At 39.5% G+C, this 22,709-nt stretch carries 9 protein-coding genes; 4 read left to right on the forward strand and 5 right to left on the reverse strand.

Annotated features, from left to right (window positions below; translation table 11 throughout):
* The first annotated feature begins 29 nt into the window (after positions 1-29).
* The gene (locus ACSBFT_RS16085; protein ID WP_489601440.1) at positions 30-926 is read left to right on the forward strand and encodes a hypothetical protein; all 897 of its coding nucleotides are present in this window, start codon (positions 30-32) and stop codon (positions 924-926) included.
* On the opposite strand, the gene ACSBFT_RS16090 is transcribed toward ACSBFT_RS16085, so the two are convergent.
* The 3 genes from ACSBFT_RS16090 to ACSBFT_RS16100 all read right to left on the reverse strand — a co-directional run bounded on the left by ACSBFT_RS16090 (position 923) and on the right by ACSBFT_RS16100 (position 9,036).
* A complete protein-coding gene (locus tag ACSBFT_RS16090) occupies positions 923-4,525 on the reverse strand; it encodes a DUF8578 domain-containing protein (RefSeq protein WP_489601441.1) in 3,603 nt (1,200 codons plus the stop codon). The genes ACSBFT_RS16085 and ACSBFT_RS16090 overlap by 4 nt on opposite strands.
* Before the next feature lie 180 nt (positions 4,526-4,705).
* Positions 4,706-7,444 carry a glycoside hydrolase family 2 protein gene (locus tag ACSBFT_RS16095; RefSeq protein ID WP_489601443.1) on the reverse strand — a complete coding sequence of 913 codons (2,739 nt, stop codon included), beginning with the start codon at positions 7,442-7,444 and terminating at the stop codon, positions 4,706-4,708.
* A 38-nt stretch (positions 7,445-7,482) separates the two neighbouring features.
* Complete coding sequence (locus ACSBFT_RS16100; RefSeq protein ID WP_463048283.1) at positions 7,483-9,036, reverse strand: sulfatase; 1,554 nt, start codon at positions 9,034-9,036, stop codon at positions 7,483-7,485.
* 141 nt (positions 9,037-9,177) lie between these two features.
* Here ACSBFT_RS16100 and ACSBFT_RS16105 point away from each other — a divergent pair, with 141 nt between their 5' ends.
* The 3 genes from ACSBFT_RS16105 to ACSBFT_RS16115 are packed head-to-tail and all read left to right on the forward strand — an operon-like array spanning position 9,178 to position 12,090.
* On the forward strand, positions 9,178-10,164 hold the full coding sequence (locus ACSBFT_RS16105; RefSeq protein ID WP_489601444.1) for a nucleoside hydrolase: 987 nt from the start codon (positions 9,178-9,180) through the stop codon (positions 10,162-10,164).
* A 5-nt stretch (positions 10,165-10,169) separates the two neighbouring features.
* Positions 10,170-11,078: a ribokinase gene (gene rbsK, locus ACSBFT_RS16110; protein WP_489601446.1), complete on the forward strand. Its 909-nt coding sequence runs from the start codon at positions 10,170-10,172 to the stop codon at positions 11,076-11,078.
* 16 nt (positions 11,079-11,094) lie between these two features.
* A complete protein-coding gene (locus ACSBFT_RS16115) occupies positions 11,095-12,090 on the forward strand; it encodes a GRP family sugar transporter (protein ID WP_489601447.1) in 996 nt (331 codons plus the stop codon).
* Between the two features lie 84 nt (positions 12,091-12,174).
* Here the strand turns inward: ACSBFT_RS16115 and ACSBFT_RS16120 are convergent, their stop codons facing one another.
* Complete coding sequence (locus ACSBFT_RS16120) at positions 12,175-16,104, reverse strand: choice-of-anchor Q domain-containing protein (RefSeq protein ID WP_489601448.1); 3,930 nt, start codon at positions 16,102-16,104, stop codon at positions 12,175-12,177.
* A gap of 554 nt (positions 16,105-16,658) precedes the next feature.
* On the reverse strand, positions 16,659-22,709 hold the full coding sequence (locus ACSBFT_RS16125; RefSeq protein ID WP_489601449.1) for an Ig-like domain-containing domain: 6,051 nt from the start codon (positions 22,707-22,709) through the stop codon (positions 16,659-16,661).

Below are 22,709 nucleotides of genomic sequence, written 5' to 3' on the forward strand. Positions count from 1 at the left end.
GACGTAACTTAGAGATAATCAACATCTTTATGAGCCGACCGCTACCATTTTTTCTATTGCTTTGTGCACTTTGGGCCTGTGAGAAATCAGAGGTACCTCAAAGGGAATCCACAAGACTTAAAAGCTATAGGTATGTGCATTCTGAGGCAGATAAAATAGAAGTCTACACGGGCACCTACATATACAACGATGCCAACCATTTAGTAGCGGAAAAACAAAATGATACGACCTATCTTTTGAGCTCAAATCAGATAATACCTGTAAAAACAACTATTTCTTATAGCTACGACAAAGAAGGCTACCTTATCAAGAAAATACAAGACGCTCTAAGTATAAGACTCACGGCCACCACAACGACTACATATGAATATAGGAACGGCCTTTTATCCTTAGAAAACCAAGGAAATAATGTCAGAGAATATAGATACGACAATGCTGGAAGACTCCTAACCACCATTTTCTTTTCCCTAAGCTCCGGAAATAAAACAGTGGTAAACTACGATGACGAAGTTCCGGAACAACTGGTAAAAATCAGTGATGGATACATCTTTACACAAGAAAACGAAAAGACCTATTTAGATCAGAATCTCCTTCTAAAAAGATATGAAAAGTTTCAAGATGGCCAATTGGTTTTTGAGCAAGATTATAAGCTGGAGAAAAACGGCTTGCCACAATCTGCCCTTCCAAAATTCAAGGGCTTTCCAAAAATCAAGGCTTTTGATTACAGAAAAGGGATAGAAAAACTGATAGTCACCTACAAAACAATCAACGGTGAAAGAATCTTATCTGACAAGAAAATGCTCACCAATAGCTTTAACTCGGATGGCTTTTTAGTTAAAAATATTGGATACGAACATATCAATCAAGAAACCACTAAGCCGCTTTATAGAAATCTTTCTTTCGAATATTTTTACGAAAAATACTAACGCAAAAATATCCTCTTCGTCGTTTTTCCGCTCTTTGAATACACCTCCAAAAGATAGCTTCCCGCTCCTAAACCGTCTATTCTTAAATCTGATGTATTGCTAAACTTCTTTACCAAATTACCGGATAAGGTATATAATGAGACCCCGTAAATGCTCTCTTTAGATTCTATTTTCAGTACCCCATTGGTTGGATTCGGATAAATGAGAATTTTCTGGATAATTGGCTCTGCCGCTAAAATTAACTCCTTCTCCATTTCTGCGAAATTGATGAAGATATCTGCATTCTCTCTGCTCTTCCCTTCTAGCGTTCCAGCTCCATTTCTAAAAACCATGCCTATTCTATACCAAGTAGCACTTGTAGGCACTGCTGCAAAATACTTATTGGGTGTTATCGTGATTTCCCATTTGCTATCTGAACCTGCCACCTTCTTCATTTTCCCTATGCCATCATCTTTCCCCCAGTTGCCAACGGTATATCCCCAATCTTGACTGGCAGCAGCATTGGTAATAATACCTGCATGCATATAAATCTCACTGGCACCCGTTAAGCCAGCCGTACCATTTGTTCCTGCCAGGGCTGCATCAAAAGTTATCGTAATAGGGGTATCCTTATAAAACGCTTCAGGGTTTACTTTCACCACATCACCTTCCGATTTCAAATTCAACCAAATGATTTCATTTCCATAGCCCAAGCCCTTTGTTAAAGTATCCTTACTAGAAAAATAAAGCCCTATTCTGAAAATTTCTTCATTTTCTGGTACCCCGAAAAAGCTTCTAGGATTCATGGCTATTTGCCAGATATTTTGCTCCGCAGAGCCTAAAGAAAGCTGATTTTTAGATGAAATATTATCGACTTTATATTTCAGCTTCACGCCATTGGGGCCATCCGTCACTACGCCACCAAGCAAATAAATATCCGCCAAGTCCTTAAAGTCCTTTGCACCTAAACTTTGAGCAAGATTCGCTTTCAAATAAAGTGTCACATCCATACTGCCAGAAAAAATATCAGCCTCCGTAAAAACGATCGGGTCAAAAACAGTGACTAGATCCTTCCTCGCTTCCATTTTTTTAGAGGTGTATATATGAAACTCACCGGGGCTTAGCTTCACCGTGGTCTTATTACCAGAAAGCACTAAAGAGTCGGTAGAGAAATAGCTAAACCAAGTTCCTGAAGCAGGGAAAGTCACTTCTTTGGATTGCTCTTCAATATCGAAATTCCCAATAATGACAGCGTCCATTTCATCGGCTTCAAAACTGAGCTGCTTGATGCTACCGCTTAATGTTTTTGTCAACTTGCCATCAGAAAATGTAGCCCTATGGTTTTGAACTAAACCAATGATAGCGGCATGAGCTTCCAATAATTTCTGACGCTCTTCTTGCTTATAATAGGCAAGCCCGTTTTCTCCCCAAACTTGTGGTTTGACCCCCACTCTACCATTAAAGTCTATACCTACATCATATCCCAATTCCTGAAACTGCCACATCATTTTAGGACCTGGCAAAGGATAGAAAAAAGCGGCCAACATCTTAATCCTATTTAAAGCTACCAATTCATCATGAATTGCGTAAGTGGTGGTTTTGACCAAACTATTATCGGCCTTATACATGAGTCTTTCTTCATCATGACTCTCCATATAGGAAACCATCCCATGGTCATCTGCACCAGAAATGTTAGAAGACGTATTTCCTGTCAATAAATCACCATAACTGTGTGTATGATTCCCCCATGTTAGCATTCCTGCTTGTTGCAATTCATCTTCCTCCGCAGCCGCTGCAAAGTGCTCTAAAATCACATAGGCATCCTTATCCTTCTCCCAAATCTTCGACGCCATCCTTTTTAAAATAGCAATTCTAGTGTCATCCTTCTGCCCCCACTTATCTACATTATTTGAATTCTGCGTTTGTGTAAAACCCTTAGAAAGGTCAAAACGATAACCATCAAAGTGAAATTCTTTGAGCCAATACGTATTTACGTCATCTACAAAAGACTGTGTATAAGAACTCTCATGGTTAAAATCATATCCAACACTAAAAGGATGTGTAGCATTTTGGTTAAACCATGGGCTATTGATGGCCGGCTTGTTTTTAGTCTTATCCCAATACATTTTCACCATCGGGTTTTGACCGTAAGCATGATTAAGCACCATATCCAATATCACCGCAAAACCCTGTTCATGTGCCGTTTGAATAAAATTCTTTAAAGCATTCTTAGACCCATAATATTTATCTGGGGCAAAAAAGTAACTGGGATTATAACCCCAACTTTCATTACCCTCAAATTCCATAATAGGCATTAGTTCTATGGCGTTTACGCCCAGTTTTTTCAAATAGCTCAGCGTATCTGAAAGGTCCTTATAATTATGGGAGCCAATAAAGTCTCTAACCAATAGCTCATAAATAATCAAATTTTCCTTTGCTGGCTTTGACCAAGAACTTTCAGAATCCCGCCATTCAAAAGCTTTTTGACCTGTTTGTAAAACAGTAGCTACGCCAAAATCTCTTCTATCATAGGTGGGTAAATTTGGATAAACACTTGGTTCAATGTACTCGTCGTTCCACGGGTCTGCCACCTTATCGGCATAGGGATCACCCACTTTTATGTCCTCTCCTAACCAATACTGAAAAACATATTCCTTGCCTGAAGTAAGGTCACTGAGCTCCAACCAAAACATTTCACCATCAGGCGTTTGATTCATCAAGAACTCATCCTTTATTTCCCAATTATTAAAATCTCCGACTACATGGGCAAATTCCTTCCCTGGAGCTTCTAACACCAAAATGGCCTTTGAGGCATCTTCTAGGTAATTTATCCCTTTTCTAATCCCAGCCGGAAGTTCTTTTGTACTTATGGTTCTACGAATCACAAATTGATAATTCTTAGTTATTTTTTGGGTGTCAGACTCAAAGATAGCTTCTGCTAACATTTCAACTTTACCCGTTTGGCTTGGTATGTATTCTGCCTTAATTTCTTGCTGATTCTCAACAGATTTTAGCAATTCAAAGCCTTTTCCGAAGTCTAAATATAAGGAAAGCTTACTAGCAACAGATGAAGCCTTAGCTGCAAAAGTTTGAGCTTGTTTCTCTGTAAAATAAACAGTCGTGTTTAGTGGTGCCGTGATTTGAACATAATTACTGACATCCAAATCAATAAATATGTCGCCATTGGAAGAAACTGTGCCTCCGCTAAAATTACCAGCCGTGCCTTTACCTTCCTTACTTCCATCTGCGTTTCTAAAAACCATGGATAATCTAAAGACGGTGCTGCTAACTGGTACGCCATAGTACTCTCTGACCTTCGGAATTTTAATAGACCAGAGATTTTGCTCTCCTGTCACTTTGGTCATTTTTCCAATGCCATCATCTTTGCCCCAATTCCCAATCACATACTCCCAAGAAGTACCAACAGGCCCCGTTAATACGACACCAGAATGCATATAAACAGAAGTAGCATTCAGCAAACCTGCCGTGCCTTTGGAAGCATCAAACAGAATTTCTATTTCGTCATTGACACTGGGGCTTTCAGGAGCGACTTTTACAATCTGAGCCTTAACGGTTATCAGACTAAATAGAAAAAGAAAAGAGAGCGTTAGTTTTTGCATTTCAACAGGTTATTGTCTTGCAAAATTAGACCTAAACGCTCTCTTATGCGACCCGATTTACGACAAGCCGCCAATTTGTATATGCTGCCTTTATTCCCTTAAAGGCTAATATCAAGTGCCGTTTTATAAATAGACACCAACTTACCTGTTTTCCAAGACCTTTTGATTCTCTTAATATCCTTATTTATCTGAATTTAAAACCAAACTAGGGTTAAACGGATAACGACCAAAGTCTTTGCCATAAACGGCTAAACCTCCACCGTTTTTAACAGACAACTTAACGGTAAGCTGCCCATCCTTTTTCAAAGACTTTAATTGGTTTTTCGTAAGTGGCACTTTAACCATATACCCATAACTACCGGCTTCATGGAGTAATCTGTCTTCCTTTTGGCTATGCCAGCTCAAAATACCTCTATGGTCAGCTGGGTCGTCTTCTAAGCTTACATTTTTTATAGTCACGCCATTAATGGCCACCGAAACTTTTGAAGGAAATTTGGTTTCATCGGTCATAGGATATGCGTTTTTGTTTTGACTTGGCTCCGCAATGGCACCCAACATATAATCCATATCAATCAAATCTATACCACCTCTGTCTTTTGCAAAAAGCTCCTTGGCTCCTAGCTCCATCAAAAGGTAACCTGACTTTACATTTTTAACATCTCCACTAAACACATACTCAAAAGAACCGTTTCCGGTACCATTCATTTTCAGACCATCCATGACGTCCCAACTTTTTATAGACCAATCTGCTTTTTTAACCGCTTTCGGTGATACCTCTAATACAGAAAAGCCCGTTGGTAGCTTACCTCCACCCACTTTGAAGTTCATAAAATTATGATGGAGTGCTCTTCCATTCATATCCTTCAATATTAGAGACACCGTATATAAGCCATCATTTTCTGGCATTTTAACACTTAAAGGAGCCTCTCTTTTTTGCATCCAAGGTGTATAATCTATTGTTTTAGATTCGGCTGGCATGCTTACGTTATTCCCTAAAACGTCTATCCCAGTCACTTGATACGTTAGCGTCATTTTAGATTGCGGAAGCACCTCACCGGTATGGCACGAAATAAAAACGGGCACAGATGCCATAGCACCAGCTTTGGCAGTTTGGGTTATATCTTGGCCTGTAGAAACATAAAAAAGTGAATGAAAATCTTTGTCTTTCATCCCCTTTACTATTTCATTCAAACCCGTATACTTCATGGTTCTATCGAAACGCCAGTAGCCATTCCACTCATTAATAACATCATGATGCTCGGTATATAACCAACCAGCCATCTTGGGATGCTGTCTGAAAACATTCATCATTCTGTGGTAGTCATAACTCCAATCTATATCTCCCGTGCTACCGTCATAACCCCAAACGTTACCACATTCAGAATTTATCATAGGCTGATTTCCTTGAGCAAATCCTTCCTTAAAATCTGATGTGCTGCCAGCAAAGGTGTTTTTATCTAAATTGGTCATAAAAGCCTCCCATTCATAGCCTGGCAAATAGGAATGCCAAGAATTAATGTCCGTTTCTGTATGTCCTGCTCCACAGCAAATAGAGTTATCTTCCACCAAACGTGTCTGGTCTAAAGACTTAGCTAAATAATACATAGACGCCACCCAATACTGTGTTTTAGGCAAGTATTTTTCTTGAAGCTTGCCATTCTCGTTTTTAACTTTCGTCTTCAAGCCCCAGGTCTCGTTAAAGGTAATCCAAGAGAAAATAGAAGGATGATTAAAGTCACGCTTTATCATTTCACGAAGGGTATACTCCGATTCCTTTTGAGCGTCAGCGTCTGGTTCTCCCCAGCTATTTGGCAAATCCGCCATGACTAAAAGGCCTAGTTTATCTGCCCAGTAAAGCTTTCTTGGAATGTCTATTTTGATGTGCGTTCTAAGTCCATTTAGACCAATATCCTTACATAACTGAATCTCATTTTTCATAAACTCATCGGAAGGAAAAGTATAAAATCCGTCTGGATGGTAAGACTGGTCTAGTGTCAGTTGCAGATAAAGTGGCTTATTATTGAGTGCCACATAGGGAATATCTGTACCCGGTAAATTGGTCACCGATATTTTACGCATACCAAAATAAGATTTTACTTTGTCGTCTGCCACCATAGCGGTAACCTCATAAAGATATGGATCTTCTATAGACCATAAATGTGCATTGGCTAAATCAAAGGTCGCTTCAAAACTTTTTTGACCCGCCTTAATTATAGTCTTAAAAGCATTTCCTACACCTGCCACAGAGAGTTCAAGGGTTTCCTCTTTCATAGTCGCCTGCCCTAGCTCTCCTTTGATGGTAAATTGCCCTTTGTCAATATCTGGAATAAAATGAAGGTAATCTATATAGGTAGCTCCTCTTGCCTCTAGGTAGGCCGTTTGCCAAATCCCTCTGGCATTTCCGTAACCTTGTTTGCCGTAAAGTGTAAACATTCTACGGACGTCATCCACTCTCACTACCAAATTTTGAGTTTTTCCGTAGGTCAAATGCTCTGTCAAATCAAAAGAAAATGGCGTATAGCCTCCTTCATGTTTTCCCAAAAGTTTTCCATCAAGCCAAACCGTAGTTTCCCAATCGGAAGCACCAATCGTGAAAAAAGTACGTTTGCCTTTCCAGTTTTCAGAAACGTTTATATGCTTTTTGTACCAAGCTATATCAGCCTCGTCTGCTACTCCCGAAAGTTTAGAACCCCACGGAAAAGGCACGTTTATTTCTTTGGAAAAATCTGCAGTTCCAGAAGTCCAGTTTTTACTGAGACCTACATTAAGGCTGTCAAATTCGAATTCCCAAATGCCATTTAAGTTTTGCCAGTTTGTTCTTTCAAAGTCTGGTCTTGGATGCTCTGGCAAAGGTATGCCTTGCCCCATAGCGAAGTTTAGCCCTATAAAAAGGGCTACTATGATGTAAATTGATTTCATTTAATAGGGTTGAATTATATAAAATTAGTGAATAGGGATCAATCATCAGTACCTCTACTCCCCCACCAATCTGCGTTGGGTTTGTAACTTTCTGACAACATTTGCTTTCTTTCTTTTTCTAATTTAGGTAGTAATATCTTTTTGTTCTTTTCTAGAACAGCATTATATTTTCTTTGGTCAAAAATAGGATCTTGGGCAGCAAACGTTGCTTCAGAAGTATTTAACCATGCTTTCAATTTTGTCAACAGTTCCGCTGTTTTTACAGATTGACTTTGGCTTAGGTCAATTCTTTCTTCAGGGTCTTTTTCAAGATTATAAAGTTCGTTTCTTTCGTCTTCCCAATAATGAATAAGCTTCCAATTACCCGATCTAATCATGGAAGAAGGCTCGCCGCCCTGGTTTCCATAATGCGGATAGTGCCAAAACAAATCTCTAGAGATCTCCTTTTCTTGTTTAATAATAGGTAAAAGACTCATACCATCTAAATACTGACCTTCTATGGCAGACAAACCTGCCAAATCTAAAAGCGTGGGATAGAAATCCATACCAATCACTTTATCTGAGATTTTTCTAGGAGTAAGGCCTGGAACAGATATTAAAAAGGGCTCTTTTATGCCTCCCTCCCACTGATACCCTTTACCTCCACGAAGAGGAGCATTTGAGGTAGAAAACGCATCTCCAGAAGCCACGCCCCCATTATCCGAAGTAAAAACGACGATGGTGTTTTCAGCCAGACCAAGTTCTTCAAGTCTTTTAAGCACTATTCCTACAGCATCATCCATGGTTTCTACGAGCCCACCATAAACAGGATTATCCTGATGCTGACGAATGGGTAAAACCCTTTCCATTTCAAAACCTGAATCCGCTATACCCGCTTTCTTTGCTTTGTTTTGATATTTTTGCCACTTCTCTTCTGTCGTCTGGATAGGACCATGTACTGCGTAAAAAGATAAAAATGCGAAGAAAGGCTTTTCTTTATTTTCTGAAATAAAATTGGCTGTTTCGTTGGCAAGCCTAATGGATAGATTCTCTCCATTTTCTCCATCTTTCATTTTAGGGTTTTCATAAGGCGAAAAATATCCGCCAAACGGACTACCAGCATGGTAACCTCCAATATTAATATCAAAACCATGATCTTCTGGATAAGAACCTTCACCACCTAAATGCCATTTACCTGCAAAAAACGTACGGTATCCCTGTGCTTTGAAAGCTTCAGCCATAGTCGTTTCTTCTTGCGGTAGCTGGTGAATATAAGAAGCCGGTAAAAGCTTGTTTTCTCGTCCAACCGTACGCCAATCCGTACCCGATTTTGCTCCAATCCAGTCTGTGATATGTAATCGAGCCGGCGACTTCCCTGTCATGATGGCGGCTCTTGATGGGCTGCAAACCCGACTAGCGGCATAACCATTGATAAAGTTTAAACTCCTAGAAGCGAGGCCATCAATGTTTGGTGTTTCGTAATAACTGCTGCCTGTATAGCCAAGGTCATGATAACCCAAATCGTCCGCTAGAATAAAAACTACATTAGGCCTTTTTTGAGCCTGCACTGCAACTCCGATGAATAGCATCAGGAGCACTCTTAAATAAATCATTTAATAATATGGTTGAATAGACGGGTGAATTTACGAAAAAAATGAATCAAGCATTCTGCTAGTATAGAAATGAAATTATAAATAGTTTTAATGACCCATTATTATTAATGAGGCTTAGACCTAACAATTATTTGACCCAATATGAAAAAATTAAGTTTACTCTTTCTCTGTTCACTCCTTCTCTTTATTGCCTGTAAAAAAGATCCTAGTAAAGAAAAAATCACCGTCATTTTTGATACCGATGCCAATAATGAACTCGACGACCAGCATGCTTTAGCTTACCTCTTAAGTAATGGCGAGTTTTTTGACATCAAAGGGGTTACTGTAAACGCCACACCTAGCGGAGGAGAAATTGCAGAACATTATAATGAGGCAGAAAGAATACTGAAACTCTATAATTTAAATAGACAAATTCCCCTCTTAAATGGAGCTAATGCCAATTTTGAAGAAATTATAGCTTCTGATTCACTAAAAAACGATGGTTCGGATGCCGTGGACTTTATGATTGAATCTGCCAATAAAGGCCCGTTGACTATAATAGCTGTTGGCAAATTGACCAATGTTGCTTTGGCGGTAAAACAAGACCCCACTTTTGCTGAAAAAGTAAGATTGGTTTGGCTTGGTTCTAACTATCCTAAGCCTGGAGAATACAATCAAAACAGTGACCCTGCATCTATGAATTATTTGCTGGACTCCAATATCCCTTTTGAAATGGTGACCGTAAGATATGGCGAACCTTCTGGTACAGATGCCGTGAAAGCTCTCCAATCGGATATTCAAAAAAAAATGCCAGGATTAGGACCTGAAGCTACAGAAGAAATTACAGGAAGGCACGGTGGCACTTTTAAACATTTTGGCGATTACGCTATCGACCTTTTTGATCATATTACCTTACATGGAACACCACCTTCAAGACCACTTTTCGATATGGTGGCAGTAGCCATTATCAAAAATCCAGCATGGGGTGTTGCCAGAGGAATACCTGCCCCAATTTTAGAAAATAACGAGTGGAAAGAAAGACCAAACAATGCAAGGAAAATCACGCTTTGGGAAAACTTTGATATAGAAAGTTTGATGACAGACTTTTATAACCGAATGGAACATTACACCCTCCCTAATACAAAATAACCATTATGAAAAATCCAAAAATCTTAGTCATAGGTAGTGCCAACACAGACATGGTGGTAAAAACCACCAGACTCCCTAAACCTGGCGAAACCATTTTAGGAGGTGATTTTTTCCTTTTCCCAGGCGGAAAAGGGGCAAATCAGGCAGTATCTGCAGCCAGACTTGGCGGACAAGTGACTTTTGTATGCAATTTAGGAAATGATGTTTTTGGCAAACAATCCTTGGAAGGTTTTGAAAAAGATAAAATTGACACTTCACTTATAAGTTTGGAAGAAAACAAACCTTCTGGAGTAGCGGTCATAACCGTCAATGAAAATGCAGAAAACACGATAGTGGTCGCCCCTGGAGCAAACGCCAGTTTGATTCCTGAAAAGATTCTAAAATTAGAGTCCTCTTTTGCAAATGCTGACATCATTTTAACCCAATTAGAAATCCCGCTAGCGAGTACTGAGACCATTGTTAATTTGGCAAAAAAGTATAATAAGAATCTCGTACTTAATCCTGCTCCAGCCAATGCCTTATCCGCAAACATTTTAGAAGGACTCTTTCTAATTACCCCGAACGAAACAGAGACAGAACTCTTGACTGGTATCTATCCCGACTCCATAGAAAAATGTAAAATCGCAGCAGATATTTTAATGGATAAAGGCGTTAAAAATATCATAATCACCTTAGGAAAACAAGGTGCATTTTATGCTTCAAAAAATGAAAGTTTCCTAACAGAGAGCGAAAAGGTGAAAGCCATTGACACCACTGCAGCCGGCGACGTTTTTAATGGTGCTTTAACGGTGAGCTTAGCCCAAAACAAATCTTGGAAGGAGTCCATCACATTTGCCAATCAGGCTGCTGCCATTTCTGTGACCAGAATGGGAGCACAGAGTTCTGCTCCGTACTTAAAAGACCTAGACATTTAACCCAAAAACTATAATCATGTTTATCATTCAATCATATGGACTGGCAGTTCTTTTTTGTGTCATTACCATGCTCTCATGGGGCTCTTGGGCCAACACCCAAAAGCTAACTTCCTCATCTTGGCGTTTTGAGCTGTTTTATTGGGATTATGTTATAGGAATAGTAATTTTTGCATTACTTTTTGCTTTGACGGCAGGTAGTTTAGGAACCGAAAGCCGTTCCTTTATAAAAGACTTAGGTCAAGCTGAAATGCCCAATATTATATCCGCATTTGGGGGAGGAATACTTTTTAATGCGGCCAATATTCTTCTCGTAGCGGCCATTTCTATTGCCGGTATGTCTGTGGCATTTCCCATTGGTATTGGGCTAGCCTTAGTTATTGGTGTTATTGTGAACTATATAGATGTTCCTGTAGGCAATCCAATCTGGATCTTTGGAGGTGTTGGTCTTGTGCTTGTTGCTATAATTCTGAATGCAATATCCTATAAAAAGCTTACCCAGACTCAAGAAAAAGTACCAAATAAAGGGCTTATTTTAGCTGTGGTGGCTGGTGCTCTTATGGGGCTTTTCTATAAGTATGTAGCTAATTCCATGTTTCCAGACTTTGCCATGCCGATTAATGGAAAACTTAGCCCCTATTCGGCTGTTTTTGTCTTCAGTATCGGGATTTTCGTAAGCAATCTTGTTTTCAATACCTTGCTCATGTTTAAGCCATTTGAAGGCAAACCCGTTTCATATAATGACTACTTCAATGGAGGCAGAAGGAATCATCTTATGGGAATTCTCGGCGGTTTAGTTTGGTGTTTAGGAATGTCTTTCAGCATCTTAGCTTCCGATAAAGCCGGACCGGCTATTTCTTACGGACTTGGCCAAGGAGCCACCATTGTAGCGGCTATCTGGGGAATTTTTATTTGGAAAGAATTCAAGGAAGCCCCTAAGGGCGTTTCCGCCATATTGAATATGATGTTAGCCCTTTACGTGATTGGATTAGGGCTCATTATTATGGCTAGGTAGTCAATAGAATTATAAATAGGTAACCATTTCTGTCACCAAAATGGGGGCACAGAGTTCTGCTCCGAATTTATCGGAATTAAAAGATTAAGGACACCCACCCCCTATCTCCGCCCGAAAAACAGTGGCTGCACCACCCGTAGGTGCTACCGAAAAGCCAGGTAAGAGCTGTACGTTATTACTGCCTTGGTAAAGCACATTGTTGGTGTTTAGGATTTGGCTACTGGCTTTTAAAATGGGAATATCGCTTAGGCTTGGATTGGTGCCATCAGGTATTTGAATGTCTACCACTGCCTTTCCATACTCATACGCTCCCAAATCTGGAAGACCTACTCTGGTAAAGCCTGTGATGTCTTCCGCGGGTGCTCCTGTAGCAGTTCCTGCATTTATGGCCGGAGAGTTGCATTTTAATTGCAGGAAGCCATTAGCGGCATCTACGAATTGGGGGTTTTGACTATAAACCATATTATTAATACTACTAATCCCCCCATTTGAATTATTACTGAGTGCCGTAGAATCAGCTTCAGGAATTAAGGAATGACTAATGGACAACGAGCTAGAATGATTATAAAAAGAATTTGGCGAACCACTTCCTGAGTTTTCCCAAAAAATAGAATTTATGATACTTGGAGAAGAATTATCATTAAATACCCCACCGCCTGCAAATGCTGAGTTTCCTTTAAAGGTTGTATTACCTATAGAAGGAGAAAAAGTAGAATTATACAGCCCACCCCCGGTATAAGCTGAGTTTCCTTCGAAGATAGCATTACTTATAGTAGGAGAAGATAAATTATTATACAGCCCACCCCCGGAATTAGAAACTAAATTCTCATGAAAGATAGTATTGATTATACTAGGATTAGAAGAAGAATTATACATCCCACCCCCGAAATACGCAGTGTTTTCTTGAAATGTAACATTGCTAATACTAGGAGAAGATAAATAATTATACAACCCGCCCCCAAAACTCTTAGAGAAAGTTCTTGTTGAAAAGACAATGTTTCCAACACCATCAGCATTCCCTGCTTTCATATAAAAACCATCAATAATAGCAGCAGCGGTCAAATTAGCTGTTATCATTATATGGTAGGCATTCTCGGTATTATTTGTAATGGAAAGTGTTGCTCCACTTCCTGAAAATACATCATCTCCTTTAAAATCTCCGCTTAGGTTGGTAAGGTTTGCTTTCCAATCCCGCTCAGAAAGCAAAGTTTCTGTGCCTTTAAAACCTCCGTAAATTTTCATATCTGTGGCTAAATGTAAGGCATTATTTCTGTCCATAAGGCCAGTGGATGTAGTCCCATCTGGTGCTTGAGTGGGATAATACGTGCCTGCCGCTACCCAGATAGGCAAACTGCCACACTGATTATCAATAGCATCCTGCAAGTCTTTAAAGGCATTGGCCCAGGAAGAACCATCGTTATCGCCAGAGGCATCGTATTTTACATAAATGGCATTGGTAAATGGATTATTTCCTTGATATTCATAAGCCCCCATATCTACTACACTAGCCCCAAAAGGCCTCGTATTTCCTGCCAAATCTATGGAAAGCCCTGTGGCAGTCCATGCCGCATTGTCTCCAGTATTTATGGCAGGTGAGCATCCACTTAAACTTAAATCGCCATTGGCGGCGTCTGTAAATTGTGGGTTTTGGTTGTAAACCATATTGCTAATACTTGTAATTCCGCCATTAGCGTTATTACTGAGTGCCGTAGAATCAGCTTCAGGAATTAAGGAATTACTAATGGATAAATAAGAATTATCATTGTAAAATGAATTCAGCAACCCATTTCCAGAATTTTCCCAAAAAATAGAATTGACGATACTTGGAGAAGAAGATTCGTTATTGTACAGCCCGCCACCGTTATCTGTTGCTGAGTTTCCTTGAAAGGTAGTATTGCTTATACTTGGTGAAGAATAAGTAGAATTATACAATCCACCGCCAGATTCTGCTGCATTTCCATGAAAGGTAGTATTGCTTATAGTAGTAGAAGAAGAAGAAAAATTATAGAGCCCACCGCCAGAATAGAGAGCTGAGTTTCCTTGAAAGGTAGTATTGCTTATAGTAGTAGAAGAAGATTGATTAAACAGCCCACCCCCAGATTCTGCTGCATTTCCTTGAAAGGTAACATTGCTTATACTTGGTGAAGAAGAAAAATTATACAGCCCCCCCCCATAACCCTTATAGAAATCATTTGAATTAAATACTAAGTTTCCAACATCAGTAGCATTCCCTGCTTTCACCGTAAAACCATCAATTTTAGCGGCACTGGTTAGATTAGCAGTAATTATTACATGGTAAGCATTCTCAGTATTATTGGTTATACTTAGTGAGGCACCACTTCCAGATATCACATCATTGTCACCAAAATCGCCACTAAGAATGGTCTCGTTAGTTGTCCAATCCCGATCAAAAAGCATGGTTTCCGATCCATCGAAGCCCCCATAGATTTGCATGTCTGTAGCTAAGTGGTAAGATTTGTCTCTAACAGTTATGCCATTTACCCCAATGGTATTTCCATCTGGTATTTGAGTGGGATAATACGTGCCATTTGCCACCCATATTTCGGTAGTTCCATAAGGATTGTCAATAGCATTCTGCAAATCTATATAGGCATTTGCCCAAGAAGCACCGTTTTTTGTGCCGCTGGTGGCACTGCTATCTACATAAATAATAGCTGGTATAGAGGTGCCTTCATAAGCACCCATGTCTACGGTGGTATTTTGGATACGGGCATTGCCGGCAATATCCGTACTTACGCCACTTATGGCAGCATTATTACCTACATCTAATACCGGTGAGCCAGCTAAAATCCTAAAATCACCGCCCTCGGGATTAATAAGAAGGGGGTCTTGGTCATTGATATTGCCGTATCCCGATCCGAATGGACTCCCCGGCTGTGTTAGGCAAAATTGCACCGTAGGTACCTCTCCTGTTTCATCAAAATATATTTCATTAGTAGTAGAAGCACCTGAATAAGTACCTGTAGCCTCATTGTCCCAAAAAATACAGTTTTTGATAGTCGCGACTGAGTACAGCCTAAAAAGCCCAAGCCCACCACCATAATCCGCTGAATTTCCATAAAAAGTACAATTAATATAGCTATTATTTAATTGATTATCGTAGACGCCTCTAACAGAATTATAGGAAATGATGGAGTTTCTAATGTACGAGTACCCCAATGAATAAAGATAAATACCGGGACCTTTATTTCCCGAAAATGTGGAATTACGAATGTCAACTGTAGTATTAATTTTCAAGCCATGATTGACATTTTTTAATACCCTAACATTGGTGATGGTTGTGTTATTCGTAGACCCGTCAATATTTAGCCCACCGCCATTATTCCCTATTATTGTTAAGTTGGCTAATTGTATGTTGCCTATACGTACATAAATGCCTCCACCCTCCGACCTGAAAAACTGGTTGCCGTTCAGTTGGATTGAACTGGAACCATTGGCATTTCCTCCTTTTATGATTAAACCATCCAAAATGGGTGAAGTAGCAGTAGTTACCATAAACACATGATAAGCATTTTCGTCATTCTGGTCTACAGAAAGACTAGCACCTATGCCACTAACCACATCATCGGCATCAAAATCGCCACTAAGTATGGTTACGTTAGTTGTCCAATCCCGCTCTGAAAGCAATTCTTCCGTACCAGCGAAACCTCCATAAATTTTTATGTTTTTTGATAAATGAAAACTTTTATCACGATTATTCGTGGAAACACCATCAGGAGAAGATGTGGGCAAATAAGTACCCACGGCTACCCAAATAGAGTCTCCGGCAGAGGTGGCATTCATCATAACTTGCAAACTGCTAGAGGCATTAGCCCAGCTAGTACCTGATTCATCACCAGAGGCTATGGGTTTTACATGCCATACTGTGGCCATGGCTAAAAAGCTTTGGATTAGAAAAAGAAAAATCAGTAAAGTTTTATTAAAAACAGACTTAACTTTTCCATCTTTTAATAATGGCAAATGCTTACTTCTTGAAATCATATCTTGTCGCATATTTTACGAGTTTAGATGGAGAACCCATGGTTTAATCCTTCCTCAACCTGGCCATTGAAATTTGCAGGAATCAGACGTAGGACTTTGCCGTAGCCATCGTAAGGTGAGGCTATTTACAGGGAAACCACCATTTAGGCATGGGACATAATGTGGACAATCAAAAAAGGGCTCTGAATATGGACTCAGAGCCCTTTTTTGAAGAAATCTAAATTCGTATTTATCAAAAGCTCAGCAAAAAGCTCTGTAACTCATTCTTTTCTAGGTTCTTTTTTTCCGTAAGCGGTAGCGAGTTTTTCTAATGCCTTCATCACTTATGCCTAGAATGCCGGTAATTTCTTTGGAATTCATTTTTAAAAGCGAAATGAATCTGATTTCGCTCTTTGTGAAACTTCCAAATTTGGTTCTTAGTGCCCTTAAAAAATCTTGATGAATGCCGCTAAATTCTTGAGAAAACTGGTTCCACTGCATAACACCTTAAATGTCTCTATTGATAACACGATTGCGGGTTTTATTCACGGACTCATCTACATTATTCTTAACATGCTCCTTCTCGTTTACTTTAATATTAAATTATGAAAGTATACTTGCCCTTCTCTTTCAATTTTTAGAAAATATGCCCCACTTTGCAAGTTTTTGGTGTCAACGACTACTAAATCTTCCTTAGCAGAAAGGTCCTTGTCGTACATGATTTCTTTCACAAAATTGCCATTGAAAGTAAATAAGTTTATTCTCATTAAAAGATCTGTACTGCCAACGAAATCAAGCTCTATTTCTCCTACTTTGTCAATTACTTCATAAGGCAAATGATAGGGTAGATCTAATAAATCCTCATTACTAGCATCGGTCTGGTTCCTTATTCTCGCCTTGTCGGTGTTATTTACAAAAGAAGCAGCCACATTGTTAGGACAATCTTCCAGAATAGCCCTGAAAACTGAGCCACTCTTAACTTCGAATCCCGGTTTTAGCGTAATGGACTTTTCTCCTTTGAAAATTACGGTTGTTGGTGCTTCAATTTTCCCATTCGACTCCAATAATAATTTGTGATAAGTATTTTCGGCGATGGCTGTATTATCCACATTATTATTACTTTGATTAAATGCAACACCATTATTATCACAGTCATTTATGGCAACATCGTCATTAGTAATCGTAAGTATTACCGACGAATTATTTGTACCAAAACCATACTCTCCGCCTGTAGCAAGGCTAATGATTACAGTTTCATTGGGTTCCACTTGGGTATCCGCTTTGGGTTTCAAGAAAATGGTTTTTATCAATTGAGCGGAGTCCATTTTTACAGAACCTTCGTATCCCAGATTTGTTTTAGTAAAACTTGTTGTATAATCGCTCAGATATTCTGCATTACCTGCAATACTAAAATTGATTACTTCAGGATGAGGGATTTTTTCTGATAGTTGAAAAATTATAGCCAAAGAATCGGGACTATCTTCGTTTAATTGAGTGGTACCAGCTGATATAGTAGCCACATAGGGCGAGGAAGGTGCAGTGGCTTGTTTTACTCCAAAATTCCATTCAAATGAATTGGTATTATTATTACCAAAGGCATCTCGTATGTTATTTACACTAGCTGCATATCGCTCGGTTGATGGTGAAAGGATGGAGCTGTTTGGTGTAATAATTAACTGATTTCCAAAACAGGCCAAAGTAGCCGGAACTTCTTGGTTATTGGATACTTTTTTCAAACTGAAATTTGTCCCGCTCAAAGCCGAACATTGTAAATTTTCATTGAATTTGATAGAAATCACATCGCCTAATTCATAAATACCGTCAGCGGGCTCCTGGTTGCCAAAAAGCAGTGGAGGAATTCGATCCACCGTACCATTGACAGGTACCGAAAGGATTGTTTGCAAACCACAAGTTAATACTGCCCTAAACTTATAATCACCGTCTGGCAATGCACTGATATTTATACTTTTTTGAGTACCAAAGCTACTATTTTGCAAATCAGCTTTGAGGAATTCAAAAGCCGGTGTTGATATCCAGGTATTAGAACCTGCTGCGGCATATTCAAACCTCACCTTATCAGCATCACCTAATGCATTGTATAAATAATCTTTAAACTCAATTGTAATTATATTAGACGAACCATTGACCTTGAAATCATTTTCGGGCATCGACAAACGAATAGGACTACATGAATTGGCATATCCGGCCACCAGGCTTACTTCTTTCATGACATCCATGTAGTTTGGATCGCCGCTGCTACAGGCATCATAAGCTTGCAGGCGTATATCTCCCCACCTATTTTCAGGTGTACTGCCGTAAGCTTTCTCCACGCCAACATAAAAACTTGCAGTGGCTGCGTTGGCCGTTGGTTTAGTGTTTTCTGTAAATAAGGTGTATACTTTAGGTACCAGAAATGGATTTCCTTCATTGGTTATTTTAGCCCCTGGTGCACTACCGTCCACAAAACGCACATAGTAGTTACGAGTGACATCGCTGTCGATAAAACTGGAATTATAAAGCCTAAAATCAAAAACTATGGGTTGACCAGCAGTTTGATTTTCTAGTATCGGGTTGATCGCATAGAAATCAAAAACATCGCGGAATTGGCTACCGGGCTCATGTGGGCAGCTACTTGTACCACCCACCAGATCAAAAACAGGAGTTTTGTATACGGGGTCCGTTTTGATATCTACCGAAAAATTATCGCCTGGATCATCATCTTTTAGGGTATAGCCCACTTGCCGATCTTGAATATTGTTTGTAGCATTGGTACCTCCAATTTCTTTTTTCAATCGAATGGTTACTCCTCCGGATAGACCTGACCCGGCTATTTCGGCACCCATTTCTACCGCAACACTGCTATCTATTCCTATTTCAAACTCCACAGAAATGGTACTTGAGTTTTCAGTATAAACGTAATTGGTGTATTCGCCTACGGCTCCATCAAAAGACCGGTTACGACTGAATGTGGCATTCTTTTTCAGCTGTTCGTTTCTATCAAGTGTTTGCTGCCATACGGATAATTGCCTTAGCAATGCCCTTTTGGTGGAATCATTGGCGGTAGTATTGCTGCCTTGTAAAAGCTGAGGAATGAGTGTGTTTTTAATGTGGTTTTCTGAGAAAATGAACTCGGTGGCAAAGCCGCTATCTGCTACCATAAATACGTCTTTAAGCTCAAAATTACAGGTAGCTTGTTTGTATTTCAGGTTTTTAACTATGGCTGTTTTGTAATTGGTGGCAGCACCTACAAAAATATCTCCGCCTGAGCCCACCACTGCTGGGTTATCCGAAGTTTTGAATGTGGTATTGGCTGTAAGCGTATGCACCTTTACCGTATCATTTACACTACGTTTGTTATAATTGTACTCTCCGGTGGCACTGACGTGAATCTCTGAAGATGTACTAATGCCAACTCCCGTCTCAAATGCAAAGCCAAGCTTGGCTGTAATCCAATCATCTTTTTCAATGGCCGAGGCATAAGATATCTGTTCAGTGGTTTCCACGGTTTTATTTTGCTCCAAAAAACTAAAGCTTCCATCTCCAGGTGGGTCTCTTAATATTAAATAGGGTATCTGCGGTGAAGTAGTGGTAAAGCCACCTTCACTGGCTTTAATTCCTGTGACAATGGCATTTACTACTTTTGGTGTGGCAGGTCTGTTCCAATTATCACTGAAAGTGAATGAGATAGGTTTTGCATAGTTTTGGCCACCATCCGTGCTAATATCACCACCTGTAAGAGTCAAAATACTGAGCCCATTCGAAGTTAGATAGTTTAATTTTTCATTGTTTTTCTGAAGGTTAGAGGCATACTTCAAAGTGTCGTCTTTAACTGGGCACTGTTTTAACGGTTTGCCCTCAAATACCTTTACTGAAAATGTTTTAGGTTCTAATTGCTTAAAAAGGGTGTAATTGGCATTTGGGTTAGTCTCTGCCAAGTCGCAGGTTGGTGCGGTTAAGCCATACACTTCTATTACCGGACTTTCATGAAAGAAAAGATTCATAATGGCATCGGCATCTGTAATGTCTCGAATTAAAACCGAGTCTGGCAATGCGTTTAAAAAATTAACCATTTCGCCTGCATTTAGGTCATTATTTGGTGATGATGTAGGCAAATTTGTAATGCTATTCACTTGAACTTTATATTTACCTGCCGGTAATCTCACTTTCGCATACCCATTAATAGTGGTATTAACAGTGAGTTTTATTTTTGAATCAATGGGGTCTATTTTGGTAAAAAGCAATTCCGCAGAACCTACCGACGGGTAATATTCACAATCTTTAGCCACGTTTACCGTTATGAAATGCGTGGTGGTATCCTTAAAGTTGATGCCCGAAACCACGTTGCCATTGCCTACAGTTACCTGTGTTTGTGCAGGAGCAAATTGATGCGAATGAAATTGTGGTTTTATTGTATAATCGCCCGAATTGAGCTTAATGGTACTATATTTTCCATCAGAATCTGTTTTAATGCCTAAGTCTTGTAAGCTGCCGCTACCAGGACTTTGATTTTCCAGTATAATGACGTCTTTTAGTACATCTGTATTTAGAGACAATGTGGCTCCATCGCAATAGTCGCATTCTTGAGTAATATTCCCTGTAATGGTAAAGCCTGTGGTGTCTCTAAATGTAAGTGCTCTTTCCGGAATGGCCCGAGACAAAACTACGGTTTCTATATTCTTATCAAAATCATGACCTTCTTTGTAGGGTGTCACTACATAGGTTGCTTGATCAGAGGAAGAATTAGCCGTATTGCCGTAATACAGATCTGGGATAATGAAATTTCCGCCATTGCTTGTTATAGCTGAATCCAGCTTATTAATTACTCCTCCTGATACTGTAGAAGTCCTTTTGGCATAGACCTTAATCCCATCAATCCCGTTAACGTTGTTTCTATCTCTCACATAACCTGAAATATTCCCATTGGCCGTTATCACTTTAATGGTGGAGACATTGGAATATGAAATTAAAGAATTTTGGCATTGATTATGAGTAAGCCTTCTGAACCGATATTCAGGATTGGTTTCGCCAATTCCCTGGGGAATAATGTATTGACTGCTTGTTGCTCCTGATATAGGAGCATAGCTAACTCCCGTATTGGTGCTTTGTTCCCAGCTGTAACTTAAAAAAGGGTATGCAACTCCGGGGGTTAGTGATTTTAGGGTATCTGGTTTTTCTTGAAAAAAAGGTATAATGTGATCTCCTGTAATGGTACCTCCCGAAGTATTGGTCAAGGTGTAAGTATTGAAAGTGATTTCGTTGCTATAGGAGACAGCCCCATAAGCTGTAACTTTTCTTCTAAACTTTACCCAGTCATAAGATTCCATTTTCCCTAGATCACAACCGTTTGCCTCATCTTCGTAACAATTATTAACGCTGAACCAATCGTGATTTGGGTCTTTTCTTTCCCAAGAATAAGCAACACTGCTACCATAAATACTGCTGGCTAAGGTATAGTTATATAAAACTTCGCCGATATTGCCATTGCCTGGACAATGATCTTTTGAGCTCTCAAGAATACCCCCATTCAATGAAATTACCCCAGGTACTGGTAAGACTTTTGAGCTACCTACGCTAAGTTCAAATTGGCCTTCAGCTCCAGTTTCTGTAGATGTACTATAATACCCTTCTACCATCACCCCATAAACGCCGGGGTTTAATCTTCGTGAAATATAGGATGTTGTACTGCTGCCATCGTCGTCGTCTCCTTCTATGTAGGTATAGTTGTTACGGTTGTTCGTTAAAGAAATCAAGTGTAAGTAGGTATCGAAATTGGTGCCTGGATTATCAGTACTTATGACCACATCTCTGGGTTCATTTAGTACAAATTCATAGTAAACCTCACGAGAAGCTGTAAATTCATTATATCCACCCCAGCCCGTAGAGTTTCGGTCATGATATTCCCAGCCGTAGGGATCATTACTGTTATTTAGCTCTGTAAAATTTGGGTTGCCCAAAAGAGCATTTCTATGGTTTGTAGTAGTATTGGTGCTCAAAACTCCAAATTGTAGTGGATCCCAAAGATATTCCCCATGGGCTGGTCTCCAATAATACCTCAAGTAAACATTGCTATCATAGGTTGTGTTGAAGGTATTGTCACCATAATTGTCAATGTCAAGCTGTACATCGTTTTCTTGAAGAATATTTCCGTTTTTAAAATCAACCAAAAGGTTCAGGTTTCCTTTTCCTGCATCGTCTGTATTCCAAACATAATTTGAATTACAACATTCATCATAAGTGAGGGCAGAGACATCAAATTTTCCATTACTTCCTGTAATACCCCTTTGAAAAAAATAAGAATAATATACTTCATATCTAGCTTGTCCTGTAACCCAAGAATAAAAATATTGATCAGGAACTCCATGATTATTATTCATCCCAAGCAAAGGTATACCTAGAGTTCTATTGTCAAATCCTGGGGTTAGATTCACCAATTGTGTAGCCTGATTATCTGTATCAAGTTTTATATCAAGATACATCCTATTATCGGCCAATCCATTAGCTCCGTCATTGTTGGTAAGTGAGGCTTTCCAGTCACGAAGAAAAACTGCAAGATTGTAATCATTGAGGTTGGGTGATTGTGCCATTGACTCCTGGAAATTGACAATCAAAAAAATCAATAAAAATAAAATTCTTTTCAT

This window comes from Arcticibacterium sp. SM2516 (assembly GCF_057914865.1).